The organism is Halomonas sp. TH-94 (genome assembly GCF_057473365.1).
Genome location: NZ_JBYCKL010000009.1, coordinates 1 through 18635, shown reverse-complemented (window position 1 = coordinate 18635; position 18635 = coordinate 1). Strand labels below are relative to the sequence as shown.

At 63.0% G+C, this 18635-nt stretch carries 20 protein-coding genes; 10 read left to right on the top strand and 10 right to left on the bottom strand.

Translation table 11 applies throughout. From position 1 onward, the window contains the following. Nucleotides 1-23: 23 nt before the first annotated feature. The 3 genes from cysT to AC2VNO_RS01160 are packed head-to-tail and all read left to right on the top strand — an operon-like array spanning nt 24 to nt 2814. On the top strand, nt 24-893 hold the full coding sequence (cysT, locus tag AC2VNO_RS01170; protein ID WP_486932430.1) for a sulfate ABC transporter permease subunit CysT: 870 nt from the start codon (nt 24-26) through the stop codon (nt 891-893). After that, on the top strand, nt 893-1720 hold the full coding sequence (gene cysW, locus AC2VNO_RS01165) for a sulfate ABC transporter permease subunit CysW (protein ID WP_486932429.1): 828 nt from the start codon (nt 893-895) through the stop codon (nt 1718-1720). The genes cysT and cysW overlap by 1 nt, the downstream gene beginning before the upstream one ends. Further along, entirely contained in the window at nt 1717-2814 is a 1098-nt protein-coding gene (locus tag AC2VNO_RS01160) for a sulfate/molybdate ABC transporter ATP-binding protein (RefSeq protein WP_486932428.1), read from the top strand. Before cysW ends, AC2VNO_RS01160 begins: the two co-directional genes overlap by 4 nt. Nucleotides 2815-2829: 15 nt before the next feature. Here AC2VNO_RS01160 and AC2VNO_RS01155 read toward each other — a convergent pair whose 3' ends face one another. Then, nucleotides 2830-3273, bottom strand: a complete 444-nt coding sequence (locus AC2VNO_RS01155; RefSeq protein WP_486932427.1) for a GNAT family N-acetyltransferase — start codon at nt 3271-3273, stop codon at nt 2830-2832. 214 nt (nt 3274-3487) lie between these two features. Here AC2VNO_RS01155 and AC2VNO_RS01150 point away from each other — a divergent pair, with 214 nt between their 5' ends. Continuing rightward, nucleotides 3488-4078 (top strand): YajG family lipoprotein, encoded by a 591-nt coding sequence (locus tag AC2VNO_RS01150; RefSeq protein WP_486932426.1) that lies wholly within the window; start codon nt 3488-3490, stop codon nt 4076-4078. A gap of 56 nt (nt 4079-4134) precedes the next feature. Here AC2VNO_RS01150 and AC2VNO_RS01145 read toward each other — a convergent pair whose 3' ends face one another. The 3 genes from AC2VNO_RS01145 to AC2VNO_RS01135 all read right to left on the bottom strand — a co-directional run bounded on the left by AC2VNO_RS01145 (nt 4135) and on the right by AC2VNO_RS01135 (nt 5949). Continuing rightward, on the bottom strand, nt 4135-4776 hold the full coding sequence (locus AC2VNO_RS01145) for a thiopurine S-methyltransferase (protein WP_486932425.1): 642 nt from the start codon (nt 4774-4776) through the stop codon (nt 4135-4137). Between the two features lie 9 nt (nt 4777-4785). Further along, a complete protein-coding gene (locus tag AC2VNO_RS01140; RefSeq protein WP_486932424.1) occupies nt 4786-5412 on the bottom strand; it encodes a TIGR04211 family SH3 domain-containing protein in 627 nt (208 codons plus the stop codon). Between the two features lie 207 nt (nt 5413-5619). Then, entirely contained in the window at nt 5620-5949 is a 330-nt protein-coding gene (locus AC2VNO_RS01135; protein WP_228573520.1) for a DUF1820 family protein, read from the bottom strand. 221 nt (nt 5950-6170) lie between these two features. On the opposite strand from AC2VNO_RS01135, the gene miaB reads away from it, so the two are divergent. The 5 genes from miaB to lnt all read left to right on the top strand — a co-directional run bounded on the left by miaB (nt 6171) and on the right by lnt (nt 11610). Further along, entirely contained in the window at nt 6171-7514 is a 1344-nt protein-coding gene (gene miaB, locus AC2VNO_RS01130; protein ID WP_486932423.1) for a tRNA (N6-isopentenyl adenosine(37)-C2)-methylthiotransferase MiaB, read from the top strand. Nucleotides 7515-7635: 121 nt separating this feature from the next. After that, nucleotides 7636-8712: a PhoH family protein gene (locus AC2VNO_RS01125; RefSeq protein ID WP_486932422.1), complete on the top strand. Its 1077-nt coding sequence runs from the start codon at nt 7636-7638 to the stop codon at nt 8710-8712. Further along, nucleotides 8709-9218, top strand: coding sequence for an rRNA maturation RNase YbeY (gene ybeY, locus AC2VNO_RS01120; RefSeq protein WP_486932421.1), 510 nt, complete (start codon nt 8709-8711; stop codon nt 9216-9218). The genes AC2VNO_RS01125 and ybeY overlap by 4 nt, the downstream gene beginning before the upstream one ends. 3 nt (nt 9219-9221) lie before the next feature. Further along, nucleotides 9222-10097: a CorC family transporter gene (locus tag AC2VNO_RS01115; RefSeq protein WP_486932420.1), complete on the top strand. Its 876-nt coding sequence runs from the start codon at nt 9222-9224 to the stop codon at nt 10095-10097. Between the two features lie 25 nt (nt 10098-10122). After that, nucleotides 10123-11610, top strand: a complete 1488-nt coding sequence (gene lnt / locus AC2VNO_RS01110; protein WP_486932419.1) for an apolipoprotein N-acyltransferase — start codon at nt 10123-10125, stop codon at nt 11608-11610. Between the two features lie 83 nt (nt 11611-11693). On the opposite strand, the gene phaC is transcribed toward lnt, so the two are convergent. The 5 genes from phaC to prmB form a co-directional block, all read right to left on the bottom strand. Continuing rightward, complete coding sequence (gene phaC / locus AC2VNO_RS01105) at nt 11694-13532, bottom strand: class I poly(R)-hydroxyalkanoic acid synthase (RefSeq protein WP_486932418.1); 1839 nt, start codon at nt 13530-13532, stop codon at nt 11694-11696. A gap of 140 nt (nt 13533-13672) precedes the next feature. Then, nucleotides 13673-14116 (bottom strand): phasin family protein, encoded by a 444-nt coding sequence (locus tag AC2VNO_RS01100; RefSeq protein ID WP_486932417.1) that lies wholly within the window; start codon nt 14114-14116, stop codon nt 13673-13675. Between the two features lie 210 nt (nt 14117-14326). Beyond that, nucleotides 14327-14710, bottom strand: coding sequence for a DUF6489 family protein (locus tag AC2VNO_RS01095; RefSeq protein WP_486932416.1), 384 nt, complete (start codon nt 14708-14710; stop codon nt 14327-14329). Nucleotides 14711-14780: 70 nt separating this feature from the next. Next, nucleotides 14781-15866, bottom strand: a complete 1086-nt coding sequence (aroC, locus tag AC2VNO_RS01090) for a chorismate synthase (RefSeq protein ID WP_486932415.1) — start codon at nt 15864-15866, stop codon at nt 14781-14783. A 30-nt stretch (nt 15867-15896) separates the two neighbouring features. Beyond that, complete coding sequence (gene prmB, locus AC2VNO_RS01085; protein WP_486932414.1) at nt 15897-16847, bottom strand: 50S ribosomal protein L3 N(5)-glutamine methyltransferase; 951 nt, start codon at nt 16845-16847, stop codon at nt 15897-15899. A gap of 115 nt (nt 16848-16962) precedes the next feature. Here prmB and AC2VNO_RS01080 point away from each other — a divergent pair, with 115 nt between their 5' ends. After that, nucleotides 16963-17541, top strand: coding sequence for a Smr/MutS family protein (locus AC2VNO_RS01080; protein ID WP_486932413.1), 579 nt, complete (start codon nt 16963-16965; stop codon nt 17539-17541). Here the strand turns inward: AC2VNO_RS01080 and AC2VNO_RS01075 are convergent. Continuing rightward, nucleotides 17538-18599, bottom strand: coding sequence for a patatin-like phospholipase family protein (locus AC2VNO_RS01075; RefSeq protein ID WP_486932412.1), 1062 nt, complete (start codon nt 18597-18599; stop codon nt 17538-17540). The genes AC2VNO_RS01080 and AC2VNO_RS01075 overlap by 4 nt on opposite strands. Between the last annotated feature and the right edge of the window lie 36 nt (nt 18600-18635).

The following is an 18635-nucleotide window of genomic DNA, read 5'->3' as shown; positions in this document are numbered from 1 at the left end:
CGATACGACGTGAGCGAGGCAGTATGAGCAGCCGTTCCTTCGCCTTCGCCCTCGGCCTCGGCAGCACCCCTACGCGGGTGCTGCCGGGTTTTGGCCTTTCGCTCGGTATCAGCCTGACCTTCGTCTCGCTGATGCTGCTGCTGCCCATGACCGGTCTGTTCGGCCAGTTGGCTGGGCTGAGCCTGGCCGAGTACTGGGCGATCGTCACCAATGAGCGGGTGGTGGCGAGCTACGTGGTGACCATCGGGGCCGCTGCCGTGGCGGCCGTCGTCAACGGCGCCTTCGGCCTGCTGCTCGCCTGGGTACTGGTGCGCTACGAATTCCCCGGCAAGCGTCTGCTCGATGCGCTGATGGATCTGCCCTTCGCCCTGCCCACCGCCGTGGCCGGCATCACCCTGGCCACGCTCTACTCCAGCAATGGCTGGATGGGCCAGCTGCTCGAACCGCTGGGGCTGCAGGTAGCCTACACCTGGGTCGGCATCGCCCTGGCCATGTCCTTCACCAGCATCCCCTTCGTGGTACGCACGGTTCAGCCGGTACTCGAGGACATGCCCTACGAGATGGACGAAGCGGCCCTGACCCTCGGCGCCTCCGACTTCACCGGCTTTCGCCGCGTTATCCTTCCCCATTTGTGGCCGGCGCTGGTAACCGGCACCGGGCTTGCCTTCGTGCGCTCGCTGGGGGAGTTCGGCGCGATCATCTTCATCGCCGGCAACATGCCCTACGAGACCGAAATCACCGCGCTGATGATCTTCGTGCGCCTGCAGGAGTATGACTGCGCCGGCGCTTCAGCCATCGCTTCGGTGGTGCTGTTCGTCTCGCTCGCCCTGCTGCTCGCCATCAACGTCTGGCAGGGACGCTTCATCAAGCGTCTGCATGGAGGACACGGCTGATGCAACGAATCGGTGATGGTCGTGCCGTTCGGCGCCTGCTGATCGGCGCCGCCGTGGTGCTGGCAGCGCTGTTCCTGCTGCTGCCGCTGGTGGCAATCTTCGCCCAGGCCTTCGCCCGGGGCTTCGACGTATTCTGGGCCAACGTCACCAACCACTACACCCTGGCGGCGATTCAACTGACCCTGGTCATCGCCTTGTTGACGATTCCCGTGTGCCTGGTGTTCGGTGTGGCCCTGGCCTGGCTGGTGACACGCTTTCGCTTCCCCGGCCGGCGTATCCTGCAGACGCTGATCGACATACCCTTTGCCGTCTCTCCGGTGGTAGCCGGCCTGGTCTATCTGCTGCTCTACGGTCGCACCGGCTGGCTGGGCAGCTGGCTCGATGGCCATGACATCCAGCTGATGTTCGCCTGGCCCGGCATCCTGCTGGTCACCATCTTCGTCACCTGCCCCTTCGTCGCCCGTGAGTTGATTCCCCTGATGCAGGCCCAGGGCTCACGCGAGGAGGAGGCGGCCGTTACCCTGGGCGCACCGGGCTGGACGATCTTCCGCCGGGTCACACTGCCCAATATTCGCTGGGCACTGCTCTACGGCGTGATCCTGACCAACGCCCGGGCAGTGGGCGAATTCGGCGCCGTCTCCGTGGTCTCCGGCGCCATTCGGGGCCATACCAACACCCTGCCGCTACATCTGGAGCAGCTCTACCAGGACTACAATACGGTAGGCGCCTTCGCCAGCGCGTCGCTGCTGGCTCTGATTGCCCTGCTCACACTGGTCGCCAAGGCCAGTCTGGAATGGCGCGCCGCGCGCCGGGAGGTTCACCCTTGAGCATCCGCCTACAAAACATCGGTAAGCATTTCGGCAAGAGCCGGGCGCTGGAACCGATCGATCTGAACATCGCCGAAGGCGAACTGGTCGGCCTGCTCGGCCCCTCCGGCTCCGGCAAGACCACGCTTCTGCGGATCATCGCGGGGCTGGAAGTGGCTGATCGCGAGCCTGTCGGACGTATCCTGTTCGGCGACCGAGACGTGACCCACCTGCACGTTCGCGACCGCCGCATCGGTTTCGTGTTTCAGCACTATGCGCTGTTCCGGCACATGTCGGTGTTCGACAATGTGGCTTTCGGCCTTACCGTCATGCCGCGCAAGAGCCGCCCTTCCAGCGGCGAGATCCGCAGCCAGGTGCACCGCCTGCTGGAGATGGTCCAGCTCGAGCACATGGCCCACCGTTACCCCGCCCAGCTCTCCGGGGGGCAACAGCAGCGCGTCTCGCTGGCACGGGCCCTGGCCCTGCGCCCCGACGTGCTGCTGCTCGACGAGCCCTTCGGCGCACTGGATGCCAAGGTCCGCCAGGAGCTGCGCCGCTGGCTGCGCCATTTGCACGACGAGCTCAACTTCACCAGCCTGTTCGTCACCCATGACCAAGAAGAGGCGCTGGAGCTTTCCGATCGGGTGGTCGTGATGAGCAACGGCCGTATCGAGCAGATCGACACACCCGACCAGCTCTATCGCCATCCGGTCAACCGCTTCGTGTTCGAGTTCCTGGGCGATGTCAATCACTTGGAAGGTCGCGTTCGCAACGGGGTGTTGACCTGCGGTGACGCCCGTCTGGCAGTCGACTTCGCTGACGGTCAGGAAGAGCTGCTGCTACGCCCCCATGAGCTCGAACTGGCGACGAGCCCCTCGCCCGAAGCGCAGATGCCGGTGACCGTGACGGCTATCTCGCCAGTAGGTGCCGAAGTTCGCGTAGAGCTGGAAGCGGACTGGATGGGAGAGCCTTGGCTGGCCACGGTGAGTCATGCCGATTACGAAAGACTCGCCCTCACTCGGGGCATGCGGCTGTATGCCCTGCCCCGACGCTGGCATCGATTTCCCGCCGAACGAAGCAAGCAAGGCAAACGCAGGGCTGCCACGGTGAACTGAGCACTGCAGTGGCGCTCAGGCTGTCGCATTTTCTTGGCGAGACCAGGCCATGAGCGTTTCCTGTTCGCCGCTATGGGGCTCGCGGCGCTCTTCCACGACCTGGAAGCCGAGCCGGCGATAAAAGGAAACCGCCCGAACGTTGCGTGAGTATACGCACAGGGTGATGCGCTCCCGCTGGCTCATGGCGTACGCCATCAGTTGGCTGCCATGCCCGAAGCTCTGCAGCTCGGGCTCGATGAACAGTGCTTCCAGATGATCGTCGTTGAGGGCGGCGAATCCCACCGGGCGACCAGCGGCTTCGAGCACCCAGGTTTCCGCTCCGGGCAGGTAGATCTGCTCCATGTCCTTGGCACGCTCACGCCAGAAACGTGAAGGGATGAAGCTATGGGCCATCAGTGAGGCACGAAGCCAGATATCGATGAGCTGCGGAATATCCTCTCTCGTGGCGGGGCGTATCATCCGGTGTACTCCTGTCCTGAGAGGGGGTGGGAATTGTCAATAACAGGCACGAAGCCAGTGTAACCGTATTGCCGTCGTACGGTGCAACGCTGTTGCCCTCCGTCACCTGGCGATATACTGCGCAAGCGACTGAAGCCAGCGTCTTTCGCTGCTTTACGCAAGGCCAAACGCGGGCCCAACCCCCTGGCCCGAACGACGAATTCCAGGAGCAACAATGAACCGACGTCATGCCCTGTGTGCCATGGCAGCCCTATTGGCAACTGCCCTGCTGGCCGGCTGCGCCAGCCCTCACTATCTCCAGCTCAATCCCCAGCGCAGCGTCTCGGTCCATCAGACCGGCAGTGGCCAGGCCGTCACGGTGGCAGCCGTGGACGAACGCGACAGCGATGTCATCGGCACCCGCACCGGCAGCGCCATGTCCACCGCCGTCATCACGGTCAGCGCACATGAGCTGATACCGCAACTGCAGCGCGAGGCCGAGCTTGCCGTGCGTGACATGGGCTATTCGCCAACCACGGAGCCCGGCAGCGGTCGCCCCAGCCTCACGGTTACCCTGCTGCACCTCGGCTATGAGCGCGGCGACAGCCGCCCCGTCATCGATGAGGCACGCCTGGAAGCCGTCCTGGAGGTCAAGGTAACCAATCAGGGCACCACCTATACCGGCACCTATACCTCACGGCGTAGCCAGAGCTATGCCGTGAGGCCTGGCCGTGACGCCAACCGACGCATGCTCAACGACCTGATCGGCGACGCCCTGGATCGCGCCTTCAGCGACCCGGAACTCGCTCGCCTGCTGGCCCGCTGAGGGCCACGAGTCGCATGGACGACGGGGCCGCCCGCAAGCGGCCCTGATCGCCTCGGTCAGACCGAGGGCCCCCGCCTCACCAATGCCCAGACGCTTTCACGAAAACCACTCCCCTCCTCGGGCTCCCCGTCTTCCAGGTGGGTGACCTGAAAATTGGGTTCGAAGAGTTCGCGAATTTCGTCGCCAGGAACGTGAAATGGCGGTCCGCCCTCCTCGTCACCGGGCTCACGTGCAAGCGCGATCAGCAGGCCGCATGCACCGGGCGGAATCAGCTGAGCGAGGTGAAAGGCATAGCGCTGCCTTGTGGCAGGCGGTAAGGCAATCAAGGATGCGCGGTCATAGAAGGCACCAATCTCGGCCGCCTGATCGATATGAAAGTGGAAGAAATCGCCGCACCACAGCTCGACGCTGCCTTGTCGACAGATCGAAAAGGGGTCCTGCCGATAGCGGGAGATCTCGCCAACGCCCTCGTTCACGAACTGTTCGATGGCTTCACTGGATAGCTCGATCCCCAGCACGGGGTGATCGCGCTGCGCCAACCAACGCATGTCCAGGCTCTTGCCGCACAAGGGGACCAGCACCTTGGTGCCTGCCCGTACCTGCAGCGCAGGCCAATGGCGGATCAGCGCCGGATGCGCCTCGTGGCGATGAAAACCGATACGCCCTTCGCGCCAGCGATCGAGCCATTCTCGGGTCATGTCACCACCTCAGAACCAGCGATCGCGCTTGCGCCGCTTGCGGGGCAGGTGCGGAACGATCAACCCCACCAGCAGTCCGGCGCCGGCCACCCCGCCGCCGTACATGAAGTAACGCATCAGCAGGTCTTCTTCCTGGGTATCCAGGCGTGCCTGCAGCTGACGGATGGTGCTACGCGAGCGGTCGGCTTCACTGTCCAGCTGATGATTGCGCTGCTCAAGCTCGGCAATACGTTGCTCGCGCGCGTCGAGGGTCTCGGTCATGGCTGAGACCCTTCCCTCCCAGGTCTCGTTGATGCCACCCAGCTCCTCCTCGAGCTGCGCAACCTGTTCCTCGAGTCGCGGTAACTGATCGCGGGCACTCGGCGACCCCTGCAACTCGCTACTCAATATCCACACGCGGTCGCCCTCGGCGCTCTCGACCCGGCTGTAGTTGCCGCTGGTTTCAAGCAGGGTAACCGGCTCGCCAGCGGTCAAGGTGCCAACGATACGGTAGCCGTCAGTAGGGCCACTGCGTACGTAGGTGCTCAACTCATCCGAAACCCAGCGCTCGGAGCCCTCTGGCTGCTGAGCATGCAGAGGCGAGCTCACCAGACCCAGCGCGATACCCGCGAGAATAAACTTGAATCGATGCTTCATGCCGTTGTCCTGGCTATCCAGGCCACGCATCCATAATCATGGCATGCCCGTGGCGAGTGTCGTTCAGCGGCCTGTCCACAGAATCTGTGGATAAGCCCCGGGAAAACCGCTGGAAAGGCAGCGTAGCGGCGCCCAGCCCCGGGGCTGCGTCAGGTTGATCATTTCCTGAGCAGGGTATGGCCGGGGTCATAAATGCGGGCGTGCCGCTCAGCGCTCGCCCTTGGGCGGTAGCATCGGGCCACGCGGAAATTCCGCCACGCGCCCCTCGCTCTTGACTGCTCTGGCCGGCCCCTCACGCTCCACCTCGTCGATACGCACGATGGCATTCAGCGGCAGGTAGCTGCGCTTGACGCCATCGAAAGTGTGTCGCAGGCGATCGGCGGAGGGGTCGACCACCAGCTTCGAGCCATCCTCGAAGACAAATTCCTCGACCTCGATGAAGCCCCAAAGTTCGCTCTGGAAGATTTCCCTGGCGTAGAGCTCCCAGATTTCGCCCTGCTGGTGAAAAACCACCCGATAGATCGGCTTGGCCGCCATAAGGCCGTCTGTCCTCAACGTTCTGTTACGCTTATATATCCCGCTATGGGACTGCCAAGCGCTAGCGTACCACAGGCGCAGCATGCCGCGGTGCCCCACTGGCCCCATCAGGCCGCCTTCCGTATAATGGCACGCACCTTCGAGAACGGCTTGATAAAGCCCATTCCCGCGACACTCCACTCACCGGTGACGCACGCGTCGGACAACCGACCCTCTATCCTATGGCGAAGAAACTCTTCATCAAGACCCACGGCTGCCAGATGAACGAGTACGACTCCGCACGCATGGCGGATCTGCTCGGCGAATCGCACCAGCTCGAATTGACCGACGACGAAGGCGACGCCGACGTCATTCTGCTCAACACCTGCTCGATTCGCGAGAAGGCTCAGGAAAAAGTCTTCCACCAGCTCGGCCGCTGGAAGAAACTCAAGGAAGCCAACCCCGATCTGGTGATCGGCGTGGGCGGCTGCGTGGCCAGTCAGGAAGGCGAAGCGCTGCGCAAGCGTGCGCCCCATGTCGACATGGTGTTCGGCCCGCAGACTCTGCATCGGGTACCGGCGATGCTGGATGCCCGGCGGGACAACCAGATTTCGGTCGTCGACGTTACCTTCCCCGAGATCGAAAAATTCGATCACCTACCCAAGCCAAGCTCCGACGGCGCCTCCGCCTTCGTATCGGTCATGGAGGGCTGCTCGAAGTACTGCACCTTCTGCGTGGTGCCCTATACCCGCGGCGAGGAGGTCTCGCGTCCCTTCGAGGCGGTAATGGAAGAGGTGATCCACCTGGCCGACCAGGGCGTGCGCGAAATCAATCTGCTGGGCCAGAACGTCAACGCCTATCGCGGCGAAAACCAACTGGGCGACGAGATCGACCTGGCGGAACTGATCGCCTGCGTGGCAGCGGTGGATGGCATCGACCGCATTCGCTTCACCACCTCACACCCGGTCGAATTCAGCGACAGCCTGATCGAGGCCTATGGCGAGATTCCCGAACTCGTCAGCCATCTTCATTTACCGGTTCAGGCCGGCTCCGACCGCATACTGGCGGCCATGAAGCGTGGCCACACGGTCGAGGAGTACGTGGAGAAGATGGAACGCATCCGCGCGCTACGCCCGGACATCAGTTTCTCTTCCGACTTCATCATCGGCTTCCCCGGCGAGACGGAGGAGGATTTCGAAGCCACCATGAATTTGATCCATCGCATCGGCTTCGACCACTCCTTCAGCTTCGTCTACTCGGCACGCCCCGGCACCCCGGCCGCGGCACTGCCAGACGACACCCCGGAGAGCGTCAAGAAACAGCGTCTGGCGATCTTGCAGGAACGTATCAACCAGCAAGCCATGCAGATCTCGCGCCGCATGGTGGGCACCACCCAGCGCATTCTCGTCAGCGGTTTTTCGCCCAAGGACCCCGGTCAGCTGTCGGGCCGAACCGAGAACAACCGCGTGGTCAACTTCCGTGCCGCCAATCCCACCGAGCTGATCGGCTACTTCGTCGACGTCACCATCACCGAGGCGCTGCCCAATTCTCTACGCGGCGAATTGGCGTCGCCGGCACTACAATGACGACAGGAGATGCCCCGGTTCTGAGATTCGAACCGGGCTCCGCGATCTGAAAGCATTGCCCTGCCGAAAGGCAGGGCAGTAAGCTGGGTGCCCATACACGCAACGGATGGATTTCACCACCTTGAGTCAACTCGCCTCACAGGCCAACCGCATCATCACATTGAGCCTCGAGCCCAATGATCCACAGCGCCTCGCCAACCTTTGCGGTCAGCGGGACGAGCATCTCAAACTGGTCGAGTCGCGCCTTGGCGTGACGCTGCGCAATCGCGGCAACGTCTTCCAGCTCGCCGGCCCCGGCCACCGGGTAAAGGCGGCAGCCAACGTGCTGGAGCACCTTTATCGCGAGGCCGAAGCCAGTGAGTTGACGCCGGACACCGTGCATCTCTTCTTGCAGGAATCCGGACGTGAAGCGCTCGACGAAGAGGAAGGGCCCGTCGACGACGAGGTGCTGCTGCGTACGCCCAAGGTACTGATCAAGCCCCGTGGCCAGAATCAGCAGAATTACGTCTCGAGCATACGGCAGCACGACATCAACTTCGGCATCGGTCCGGCCGGAACCGGCAAGACCTACCTGGCCGTCGCTGCGGCAGTGGAAGCGCTCAATCATCAGGAAGTGCGCCGCATCCTGCTGGTACGCCCGGCCGTAGAGGCCGGCGAGAAGCTCGGCTTCCTGCCCGGCGACCTGGCGCAGAAGATCGATCCCTACCTGCGCCCGCTCTACGATGCCCTCTATGAGATGCTTGGCTTCGAGCAGGTGGGCAAGCTGATCGAACGTCAGGTGATCGAGATTGCCCCGCTGGCCTACATGCGCGGGCGCACCCTGAACAATGCCTTCATCATTCTCGACGAAAGCCAGAACACCACGCGCGAGCAGATGAAGATGTTCCTGACCCGTATCGGCTTCGGTTCCACCGCCGTGATCACCGGTGACGTCACCCAGGTCGACTTGCCTCGCGGCCAGAGCTCCGGCCTGATCCAGGTGCTCGAGGTGCTCAAGGGGACCGCCGGCATCGGCGTGACTCACTTCGCCGCCAAGGACGTGGTGCGCCACCCACTGGTACAGCGCATCATCGAAGCCTACGAAAGCTTCGAGGCAGATCAGGAAGTTCAGGAGCGCGCTCGTCGCGAAGTTCGCGAGCGGGAACGGGAAGCCCTGCGCCAGGAGCGTGAACGATACAGGGACGACGACAGGAAATGAGCCCGGCAGCGATCGTCGACCGCCAGCTTGCCGCTACCGGCCGGAACGTGCCGGAGCAGGAGCGGCTGGAAACCTGGGTAGCGGCCGTGCTGTCGCGCTTCCCCGAGGAGACGCGACACGAAGTGACCGTTCGCTTCGTCGACGTCGAAGAGGGCCAGGCTCTCAATCGCGACTATCGCGGTTACGACAAGCCAACCAACGTGCTTTCCTTTCCCTTCGAGGCCCCACCCGGGGTAGCGCTGCCGCTGCTCGGCGATCTGGTACTATGTCATCCGGTGGTGATGCGTGAGGCTGACGAACAGGGCAAGCGTCTCGTGGATCACTATGCACACCTGGTAGTGCACGGCATTCTGCACCTGCTCGGCCACGACCACCTCGAAGAAGAGGAGGCCGAGGAAATGGAGCGGTTGGAGCGTGAGATCCTCAACGGTTTTGCCATTGCCGACCCTTACGCAACGCCACCGATGACAAACGAACAACAAGATGACCGCAAGGACGAGACGTAAGCGATGAGTGACGACCGAACGACCGGCCAAGGTGGAAGGTCCTGGCTCGACAAGCTGCTCGGCGCCCTCTCGGGTGACAGCGAAGGCCCCAGCTCGCGGGAAGAGCTGATGGAGTTCCTGCGTGAAGCGTCCACCCGCCTCAAGCTGGATCAGGACGCCATGATGATCATTGAGGGCGCTCTGCAGATAAGTGACCAGCAGGTGCGGGAAGTGCTCATTCCACGCTCTCAGGTAGCCGCCATTGCCGTGGATCAGCCCGCCGAGGAGTACCTGGCCCTGATCAACGAAACCGGACACTCGCGCTACCCGGTGATCGGCGAGAATCTCGACGAGGTGAAGGGCCTGCTGCTGGTCAAGGATCTCCTCAAGCTGCTGAACCAGCCCGCCGAAGAGCGTGAGGGTTTCTGTCTCGAGGACGTGCTGCGTCCCGCCATGTTCGTGCCGGAATCCAAGCGTCTGAACAGCCTTCTAAAGGAATTCCGCGACACTCATAACCATATGGCCGTGGTGGTCGACGAGTATGGCGGTACTGCCGGCATCGTCACCATCGAAGATATCCTCGAGCAGATCGTCGGCGATATCGAGGACGAACACGATACCGACGAAGATGACGATATTCGTGTTCTCGGCGAAGGCCGCTACGCCATTCGCGCCCTGACCCCCATCGAGGATTTCAACGAGCGCTTCGGCACACGCTTCTCCGATGACGAATTCGATACGGTGGGCGGGCTGGTGATGCAGCGCTTCGGCCACCTGCCCGGACGTGGCGAGCATGCCGAGCTCGGCGGCTGGCGCTTTACCGTTCTCAATGCCGACAACCGCCGCATACGACTGCTCGAGGCCGTTCAGCAGGACGAATCGACGCCCATTCAGGATTGAACCGCCCTTCAGGATGCCATACACCATGAAACAGACACGTCTGCCGCCTGCTCTCGGCTACCTGGCGGCACTCGTTGCAGGCGTGCTCACCACGCTGACCGCTTCACCCTACGAGCTCTGGTGGCTGGGCCCGCTGGCTGCGGGTCTCGTCTACTGGGCGATCAGACCATTGCGGGCACGCCAGGCGGCGCTGCTCGGCTGGTGCTATGGAATCGGCCTGTTCGGCACGGGCGCCTCGTGGGTCTACGTCTCGATCCACGACTATGGCTATACGGGCATGCCACTGGCGGTGTTCCTCACCACCCTGTTCGTCTGTGCCATGGCCCTGTTCGCCGCCGCAACATTGTGGCTCTATCGCCTGCTGTGCGGACCGCGCCTGGCCTTCCTCACCTTCGCCGGCGCCTGGGTACTGGGGGAATGGTTGCGCACTTGGCTGTTCACGGGCTTCCCGTGGCTGCTGCTGGGTACCTCTCAGGTTGACTCCCCCCTGGCGCCATGGGCACCCATCGGCGGAGTGTATCTGCTCTCGCTGATCGTCGTTCTTACCGGCACACTGGGCGCGGAATTCCTGCGTCGCCGCTGGTGGGCCGCCCTGCCCATCGCCGCCCTGTGGCTCGTTCCTCTGGCTCTGCCCACGCAGTGGACCGAACCCTCCGGCGATCCGCTGCGAGTGGCACTGCTGCAAGGCAACCTCGATCAGTTGATCAAGTGGACCCCGGAAGGCCAACGCATGGCCGCCAATACCTATTTGACGATGACCCAGGCGTACGCTGACGAGGCCGACCTGGTCGTCTGGCCCGAAGCGGCGCTGCCCATGTTCGAGGACGAGGCCGAGCCCATACTCGCCCGCGCCCAGGCCCACCTGGCGCCGGGTAGCGCCCTTGTCACCGGCATTCTGCAGCGTGAGGGGCGCGGGCTCTATTACAACAGCGTGATCGGCCTGGGCAACGCCGAGGGGGAGTATCGCAAGGCCCATCTCGTGCCCTTCGGTGAATACCTGCCACTCGAGCGCTGGCTACGTGGCACCATCGCCTTCTTCGACCTCCCGATGCCTGCCATGACGCCAGGCCCCTCGGGGCAGCCGCCGATTCGCGCCGCCGGCACCGTAATCGGCAACGCGATCTGCTATGAAATCATCTATGCCGATCTGGTGGCCGAGCAGGCCCGAAACAGCGAACTGCTGCTGACGGTTTCCAATGACACCTGGTTCGGCAAGTCGATCGGCCCACTCCAGCACCTTCAGATGGCCCGCCTGAGGGCGCTGGAAAACGGTCGCTATGTGGTGCGAGCCACCAGCAATGGGGTCACGGTCGTGATCGACCATCACGGTCGGATCGTAGCCCGCGCGCCCCAGTTCGAGACGGTGGCACTACTTGCCGAAGCCGTGCCGATGCAGGGCCTGACACCCTTTACCCGCACTGGAAGCTGGCCGGTATGGCTGCTCAGCGCTCTGCTGGTCCTACCCGGCCTGCGACTGGCAACGCGACGCCAGCGAGGGTTCCGCGATCGTTGACTCCTCTCGTAAACGTCGAGAGCTCCAACGCAACGAGGCCCGCTGATGCGGGCCTCGTTGCGTTGGGCATTCAAGCAACAGGATCAATCGGTTTTGGACGTCACTTCGCCCAGCACCTCGGGTATGGTCATGCGAACGTAGCGGCCCGGAGCTTCTTCAAGCAGCTTCAGCTCCCCCTCGCCCGGTTGACGAGCCGGTACCATCTTGCTGCTGTCGGCATACCCGCCCTCGGTCATCCAGCGCTGCCAGTGAGGCCACCAGGAGCCCTCGTGGGACTCCGCCCCGGCGAGCCAATCCTCATGGTTGGCCGGTAGCTCGTCGTTGGTCCAGTAACCGTACTTGTTTCGCTGCGGGGGATTGACGATACCGGCAATGTGGCCGGAGCCGCCCAGCACGAAGGTGACCGGCCCCTTCGGCAACAGCGCCCCATAGTAGGTGCTGTTCCACTTGGCGATGTGGTCCTCGCTGGTGGAGATGAAATAGCTTGGTGTCGATATCTTGCGCAGATCGATCTTGACGCCATCCAGCTCGATACCGCCCGGCTCCACCAGTCGATTCTCCAAATACATATGACGCAGATACCAGCCATGGGTGCCCGCCGGAAGGTTGGTGCCATCCGTGTTCCAGTAGAGCAGGTCGAACGGTGCCGGATTTTCGCCCTTCAGGTAGTTGCTGACATAGAAGGACCAAAACAGGTCGTTCTCGCGCAGCAGGTTGAAGGTATAGGCCATGGAGCGGCCGTCGAGGTAGCCGTCCTGCTCCATGCGCGCTTCGATACCCTGCAAGATCGGCTCGCTGAGCAGCACTCCGAGCTCGCCGGGATCGCGGAAATCCTGGAGCGTTGCCATATAGGTGACCGACTTGATCTTGCGCCCGCGGCGGGTGCTGGTGAGGTAGGCCACGGTAGAAGCCGCCAGCGTACCGCCGATGCAGTAGCTGAGCAGGTTGACCGATTTTTCGCCGCAGGCCTGCTCGATGGCATCCATGGCTGCTATCGGCCCCATCTGCATGTAGTCGGCCCAAGTCAGGTCGCGCTGCTCGGGCCCCGGGTTGCGCCAGGAGATCAAGAAGACGGTGTGACCCTGATCCACCAGCCACTTGACCAGCGAATTGTCCTGGCGCAGATCGAGAATGTAGTACTTGTTGATCCAGGGCGGCATGACAAGCAGTGGCGTCTTGAAAACCGTGTCGGTGGTGGGCGTGTACTGGAGCAGCTGAATCAGCTCGTTCTCGTATACCACGTAGCCGGGCGTCACGGCGATGTTGCGCCCTATCTCGAAGGCGCTGCGGTCAGTCATGGCTACGTTCAGGCCGTCGGCGGAATTGGCCAGGTCACGGCGCAACTGGGCCAACCCTTCGACCAGGTTCTGGCCCTTGGTTTCCTGGATGCGACGCATCACTTCAGGATTGGTGGTGATGAAATTGGTCGGCGCCATGGCGTTGACCAGTTGGCGGGCATAGAACGCCAGGTTGCGCTTCTGCCGCTCGGGCAGGCCATCGAGCTGCTCGACCAGCTCTTCGACAGCCCCCGAGAACAGCAGATACTGTTGCAGTATGGCGCGATAGAAGGGTTCCTGGTGCCAGGCTTCGTCCTTGAAACGTCTGTCGTTCTTGAGTGGCGATACCAACGGCTCGCCGAGATTGCCGGCCATGGCTTGAAGGCCTTGCTGCCATAGCTGGTACTGATCCTGGATGAGGCGCGCCTGGGTCTGCCATAGCAGCTGAGGATTGCGCATCAGCGAATCGGCCCCTGCCTGAAAGGCGTTGCGCATGTCGGCTTGAATGGAGTCGGCGGCCGTATCAGGCGTCATGCGCTCGAGCAATTCCTGCAGCAGGGCCTGGTAATGCTGGCCCATTTCCTGAAGCTGGTCGTTCCACTCTCCCAGTTCGACCTGTGAGGTATTCGCATCCCCTGACCGCATCGCCCTCTCCTCTGTTCGGACCCTTCCTATTTTGGACCCTTTTTCTTGGATTCAAATCAGGGCCAACCAGTCACCCCCATGAAGCATCGGCCTCATGGAGATGACTGCATTACACCCAGCCTTGTGCAGCCGGATGGCTTTCAGCTCTTGCGCGAGGCCTGACTGCTGGCTTTGGCCGGTGTGTCCGACTTGCTCGCAGCCGGCTTAGCGTCGGCACCACCCTGCTGGGCTTGCTTGGCCTGATCAGTCAGCTCCTGGCTGACTTCTCCGAACAGCTTCTCCAACTCGGAGCGGAACTGCTGGCTCATCTCGCCAAGCGCCTGCGCATCTTCCATCATCTGACGCGATAGCTCGCTCATCATTTCGGCCTGCTGGGCACCGAAAGACTGAAGATCCTGTGCATCGCCGATCTCGGAGGCGCTGCGCATACGCTCTGTACCCATTTGGCTGTAGCGCTTCATGGCTTCGAGCTGATACTCGGTCATCTTCTCCATGTTACCGAGCATGAGCGAGTTGAGCTTGCGCATGGGTTCGAAGAAACGCCGCGTCTGCTGATTGAATTCATCGAGCATCTTGTCCTGCATGGGGTAACCTCCTGTGAACCGGGAACATGCGGGGGCAGGCGCCAGCGCCTCGCCGGGCGTCTCATCCAGCGCCTCTCAGCACCGTGCGCCAAGCGCACGAGCACATTGGAACAGCGTCATGCTGCACCGCACAAAGCGTAGCCTGCCAGGACTTCCTCTGCAATACCATTGCACTTTCAGCAGAGAAGAACCCACCTCACCTGACAACGGCTACTCCGAACGTCGAGAGCGAGAACGCGCGCTGGCCGTACCTGTCTTGTCCGCCGGTTTATCCGCGGCAGACGACTCGCCCTTCTCAGCAGGCGCTTGCGTCTTGCCCATGGAGTTCCCGGCCTGGCGCAGCATGTCGAGCATCATCTGCTGATAGGTACCGAAGCTCGCCAGCCCCTGGGAGAGTCCCTGGCTCATGTCCTGTGTGAAGCCTTGCTGCAAGAAGGGCTTCATCAGGCTCATGGGATCGTAGCCCTCGACGCCGGACTCCATCTGCTTCTGAATCCGGTTCATCAATTCCTTTTGAAAGGCCTCCACGTCCGGCAGCCCCAGGGCACGACGGAATTCCTCAGGCGTCAGGTCGAACTCGACGTTTATCTTCATGGCATTACCCTGCTTCAATGTTCTATCAGTGTAGCAACCCGACGCCAGACGCAAGCCCTGCGAGCCAAACTCAACGCAGCACGGGGGTCTCGACGCGCACATCACCATTCTGAGCCCGGTGGCGCAGCAGGTGATCCATGAGCGTCAACGCCATCATCGCCTCGGCGATCGGCGTCGCGCGGATACCGACGCAGGGGTCGTGGCGCCCCTTGGTGACGACTTCCACAGGGTTGCCATGCACGTCGATGCTGCGTCCGGGAAGGGTAATGCTCGAGGTCGGCTTCAGTGCCAGGTGGGCAATCAGAGGCTGCCCGGAGGAGATGCCGCCGAGCACGCCGCCGGCATGGTTGGAAAGAAATCCCTCGGGGGTCATTTCGTCACGATGCTCACTGCCACGCTGTGCCACGGCGGCAAAGCCATCGCCAATCTCCACGCCTTTCACCGCGTTGATGCTCATCAATCCGTGGGCAAGTTCGGCATCCAGACGATCGAACACCGGCTCACCCAACCCCGGCGGCAGCCCCTCGGCTACCACGGTGATCTTTGCGCCCACCGAATCCTGATCACGACGCAGCTGGTCCATGAAGGCCTCCAGCTCGGGCACCCGTTCCGGATCGGGACAGAAGAACGGATTGTCATTCACCGTTTCCCACTGCTTGAAATCGATCTTCAGCGGTCCGAGCTGGCTCATGTAGCCGCGCACCCTTATGCCCTGGCTTTCCAGGTACTTCTTGGCTATTGCGCCGGCCGCCACGCGCATGGCGGTTTCACGGGCACTCGAACGGCCGCCGCCGCGGTAGTCGCGAATGCCGTACTTGTGGTGATAGGTGTAGTCGGCATGGGCAGGGCGAAACTGGTCCTTGATGTTGCCGTAGTCCTTGGAGCGCTGGTCGGTATTCTCGATCAGCAGACCTATCGTGGTGCCGGTGGTCACTCCCTCGAACACGCCGGAAAGAATGCGCACCTGATCGGGCTCGCGACGCTGGGTGGTGTGACGCGAGGTGCCCGGGCGGCGGCGATCCAGATCGCGTTGAAGGTCCGCTTCGCTGAGCGCAAGCCCGGGGGGGCAACCGTCGACGATGGCGCCCAGCGCCGGGCCATGGCTCTCGCCGAAGGTGGTGACAGTGAACAGCTTGCCGAAGGTATTGCCGGACATGGGCGTTCCTCCCGATATCTTGTTAGTGGATCAGGCGAAGGACGCCGCATGGGCGTCGAGTTCCGCAGCGGTCAGAGCGAACACACCCTGCCCGCCACGCTCGAAGTCGAGCCATAGGAAGGGCACGTCGGGGAAGGCTGCCTCCAGGTGGCGATCGGAGTTGCCCACCTCGACGACCAACACGCCGTGATCGGTCAGATAGCCCCGAGCCTCGCGCAGGATGCGCCTCACGATATCCAGCCCATCGGCACCGGCCCCCAGCGCCAGCTCGGGCTCGTGGCGATACTCGGCAGGCATGATCGCCAGGTCGCGGGCATCGACATAGGGCGGGTTGGAGACGATCAGGTCATAGCGCTGACCCGCCAGCCCCTCGAACAGATCCGAGAGCACGGCTCGCACCCTGACGCCCACGTCATGGCGCTGGATATTCTGCCTGGCCACGGCCAGCGCCTCGGTACTGACATCGGAGAGATCCACCTCGCTGGTGGGAAGGTGCAGCGCCGCGGCAATGCCGATACAACCCGAGCCGGTGCAGAGATCCAGCACTCGTGCCGGCGGTTCATCGGGAAACCAGGCGGCGAAGCCGCTCTCGATCAGCTCGGCGATGGGTGAGCGCGGAATCAGCACGCGCTCGTCGACATCGAATGCAAAGCCGGCGAAGAACGCCTCGCCCAGCAAGTAAGGCAAGGGCCGTCGCGTGGTGATGCGCTCGCGCACCAGGGCGACAATGCGCGCTCGCTCCATCGGCAGCAGCCGAGCCTCGAGTACGGCCGGATCGACGTTCCAGGGCAGATGCAGGGCACCCAGCGTCAGTGCTACCGCTTCGTCCCAGGGCGAGTCGGTGCCGTGACCGTGGAACAGGCCGGCAAGATGAAATTCACTCGCCGCCCATCGCAGGTAATCGCGCAGCGTGATGAGGTCACGACAAAGCGCCTCATCGTCAAGGGTCAGGGTCGAACGGGAATCGTTGGAGTTGGCCACGAAAGGTCCTGCGCAGTCGGTTGTCATCGATGAATCGATTGTACCCGCGGCGGCAGGCGGTTCACAGCTGCGCTCAGGTCGCTATACTGGCCGCTGGATGCCAATGCGAGTCCCCATGAGCGAAAAACGCCCACCCGATGACGATGACGAGGAAGCCAACGCCTTCCGCCAGGCGCTGCGCGAAGCCGGTGTACGCCGCATTGCCGTCAATCGTGCCGACCCGGGGCGTCCCAAGCGTCGCAATTCCTCCGCGGCCGAGCGGCGCGCCGCTGCCGTGGCGGCAGATTCGGAGGGCATCGCCAGTCGTACCAGCGACGGCCGCGTGGAGCCGGTGCGACCTTCTGAATTCCTCGATTTTTTTCTGCCCGACCTGCCCTACCGCACCCGCAGCCAGTTGAAACGTGGCCAGATCGCCTGGGAAGCGGGGCTGGACCTGCACGGCTACAGCCTCGACGATGCCCGCCTGGAGCTGGAGAGCTTTCTCAAGGAGGCGGCAGGCAGCCGTATGCGCTGCGTTTTGGTGGTGCATGGCAAGGCCTGGGGCAGTACCGCGGACTATCCGGTGATCAAGAGTCACGTCAATGCCTGGCTGCGGGAATGGCCCTCGGTGCTGGCCTTTTGCTCGGCGCGCGAGGGCGACGGCGGTACCGGCGCGGTCTATGTGCTGCTGCGTCGACGGGGATTCGACGCCTAGCCCTCCGGCCCGCCACCCGATTCGCGATCGAAAGGCATCTGTGGTGGTTCGACAACCATGCCGCCACTACCACCGTCACCCGTGCGGGTCCGCCCCTCGTAGCGATCCAGGGCTTCCATGGCCAGGTGACGCCCCAGGCGGATGAGCGCCTCGGCACGGTGGAATTCAAAAGCGCCACATACCGTCTTGGGCACCTCGATCAATACATCGGGGGGGTAACCGGCGATCTTGTACTTGGCCAACGAGGCCTGGGTGATATCGAACGAGGCCAGAATCATGTCGAGCCGACCCCAGGCTCGGCGACCGTTGGTCGACCCTTCACGCGGTACGTTCGCCTTCCTCGCCTCATTCTCAGGCCCGCCCAACCCCTCGAACAGCCAGCGCGTGGCTCCCCGCACATCCATCCAACGCTTGGCGACGGCCTGCGCTTCAGCCGCCTCCTGCGCTTCGGAGGGCATCAGGTCCTCCAGCGTCACCGGCCGGGCGCTGTGCGCCGTCACGTTGACGGCCAGCATCATGTCGGCATGGGATGAAACCGTTGGAGTGATCGGCAGCGGGTTGAGCAGCCCACCATCCACCAGCGTACTGTCGCCGATATGGACCGGGGTGATGACGCCAGGGATGGCGATGGAGGCACGGATCGCACGCAGCAAGGGACCCGACTGAAACCAGACTTCGCGCTGGCGTATCAGATCGGTAGCCACGGTGGTCACCGGTATCGGCAGCTCCTCTATCCGTGTGTCACCGATCAGCTCCTCGAGCTTGCTCATCACCTTGCTGGCACGCATGGCGCCCATGGGGCTCCATGTCACGTCGACCAGCTTGAGCACGTCGAAGTAGTCGAGCTCGCAGACCCAGTCGCGATAGGCGTCGAGTTTCCCTGAGGCATAGACGCCGGCGATGACCGCGCCCATGGAGCAGCCGGAGATGGCAGCGATCTCGTAACCTCGCGCTTCCAATACCTCAATCACGCCGATGTGGGCATAGCCGCGGGCCCCGCCGCTGCCCAGGGTCAGCGCCACCCGTTTACCCTGCTCTTGCGCCTGCCTGCTACTCATTGCGCTCCTCTCGTCATACCCCCGGATCGGCTATTG

What these genes read in the sequence shown, in the direction of transcription:
- cysT (WP_486932430.1), top strand. Translation starts at nt 24, where the DNA reads ATGAGCAGCCGTTCCTTCGCCTTCGCCCTCGGCCTCGGCAGCACCCCT.
- cysW (WP_486932429.1), top strand. Translation starts at nt 893, where the DNA reads ATGCAACGAATCGGTGATGGTCGTGCCGTTCGGCGCCTGCTGATCGGC.
- AC2VNO_RS01155 (WP_486932427.1), bottom strand. Translation starts at nt 3,273, where the DNA reads ATGATACGCCCCGCCACGAGAGAGGATATTCCGCAGCTCATCGATATC.
- AC2VNO_RS01150 (WP_486932426.1), top strand. Translation starts at nt 3,488, where the DNA reads ATGAACCGACGTCATGCCCTGTGTGCCATGGCAGCCCTATTGGCAACT.
- AC2VNO_RS01145 (WP_486932425.1), bottom strand. Translation starts at nt 4,776, where the DNA reads ATGACCCGAGAATGGCTCGATCGCTGGCGCGAAGGGCGTATCGGTTTT.
- AC2VNO_RS01140 (WP_486932424.1), bottom strand. Translation starts at nt 5,412, where the DNA reads ATGAAGCATCGATTCAAGTTTATTCTCGCGGGTATCGCGCTGGGTCTG.
- AC2VNO_RS01135 (WP_228573520.1), bottom strand. Translation starts at nt 5,949, where the DNA reads ATGGCGGCCAAGCCGATCTATCGGGTGGTTTTTCACCAGCAGGGCGAA.
- miaB (WP_486932423.1), top strand. Translation starts at nt 6,171, where the DNA reads ATGGCGAAGAAACTCTTCATCAAGACCCACGGCTGCCAGATGAACGAG.
- ybeY (WP_486932421.1), top strand. Translation starts at nt 8,709, where the DNA reads ATGAGCCCGGCAGCGATCGTCGACCGCCAGCTTGCCGCTACCGGCCGG.
- AC2VNO_RS01115 (WP_486932420.1), top strand. Translation starts at nt 9,222, where the DNA reads ATGAGTGACGACCGAACGACCGGCCAAGGTGGAAGGTCCTGGCTCGAC.
- lnt (WP_486932419.1), top strand. Translation starts at nt 10,123, where the DNA reads ATGAAACAGACACGTCTGCCGCCTGCTCTCGGCTACCTGGCGGCACTC.
- phaC (WP_486932418.1), bottom strand. Translation starts at nt 13,532, where the DNA reads ATGCGGTCAGGGGATGCGAATACCTCACAGGTCGAACTGGGAGAGTGG.
- AC2VNO_RS01100 (WP_486932417.1), bottom strand. Translation starts at nt 14,116, where the DNA reads ATGCAGGACAAGATGCTCGATGAATTCAATCAGCAGACGCGGCGTTTC.
- AC2VNO_RS01095 (WP_486932416.1), bottom strand. Translation starts at nt 14,710, where the DNA reads ATGAAGATAAACGTCGAGTTCGACCTGACGCCTGAGGAATTCCGTCGT.
- aroC (WP_486932415.1), bottom strand. Translation starts at nt 15,866, where the DNA reads ATGTCCGGCAATACCTTCGGCAAGCTGTTCACTGTCACCACCTTCGGC.
- AC2VNO_RS01080 (WP_486932413.1), top strand. Translation starts at nt 16,963, where the DNA reads ATGAGCGAAAAACGCCCACCCGATGACGATGACGAGGAAGCCAACGCC.
- AC2VNO_RS01075 (WP_486932412.1), bottom strand. Translation starts at nt 18,599, where the DNA reads ATGAGTAGCAGGCAGGCGCAAGAGCAGGGTAAACGGGTGGCGCTGACC.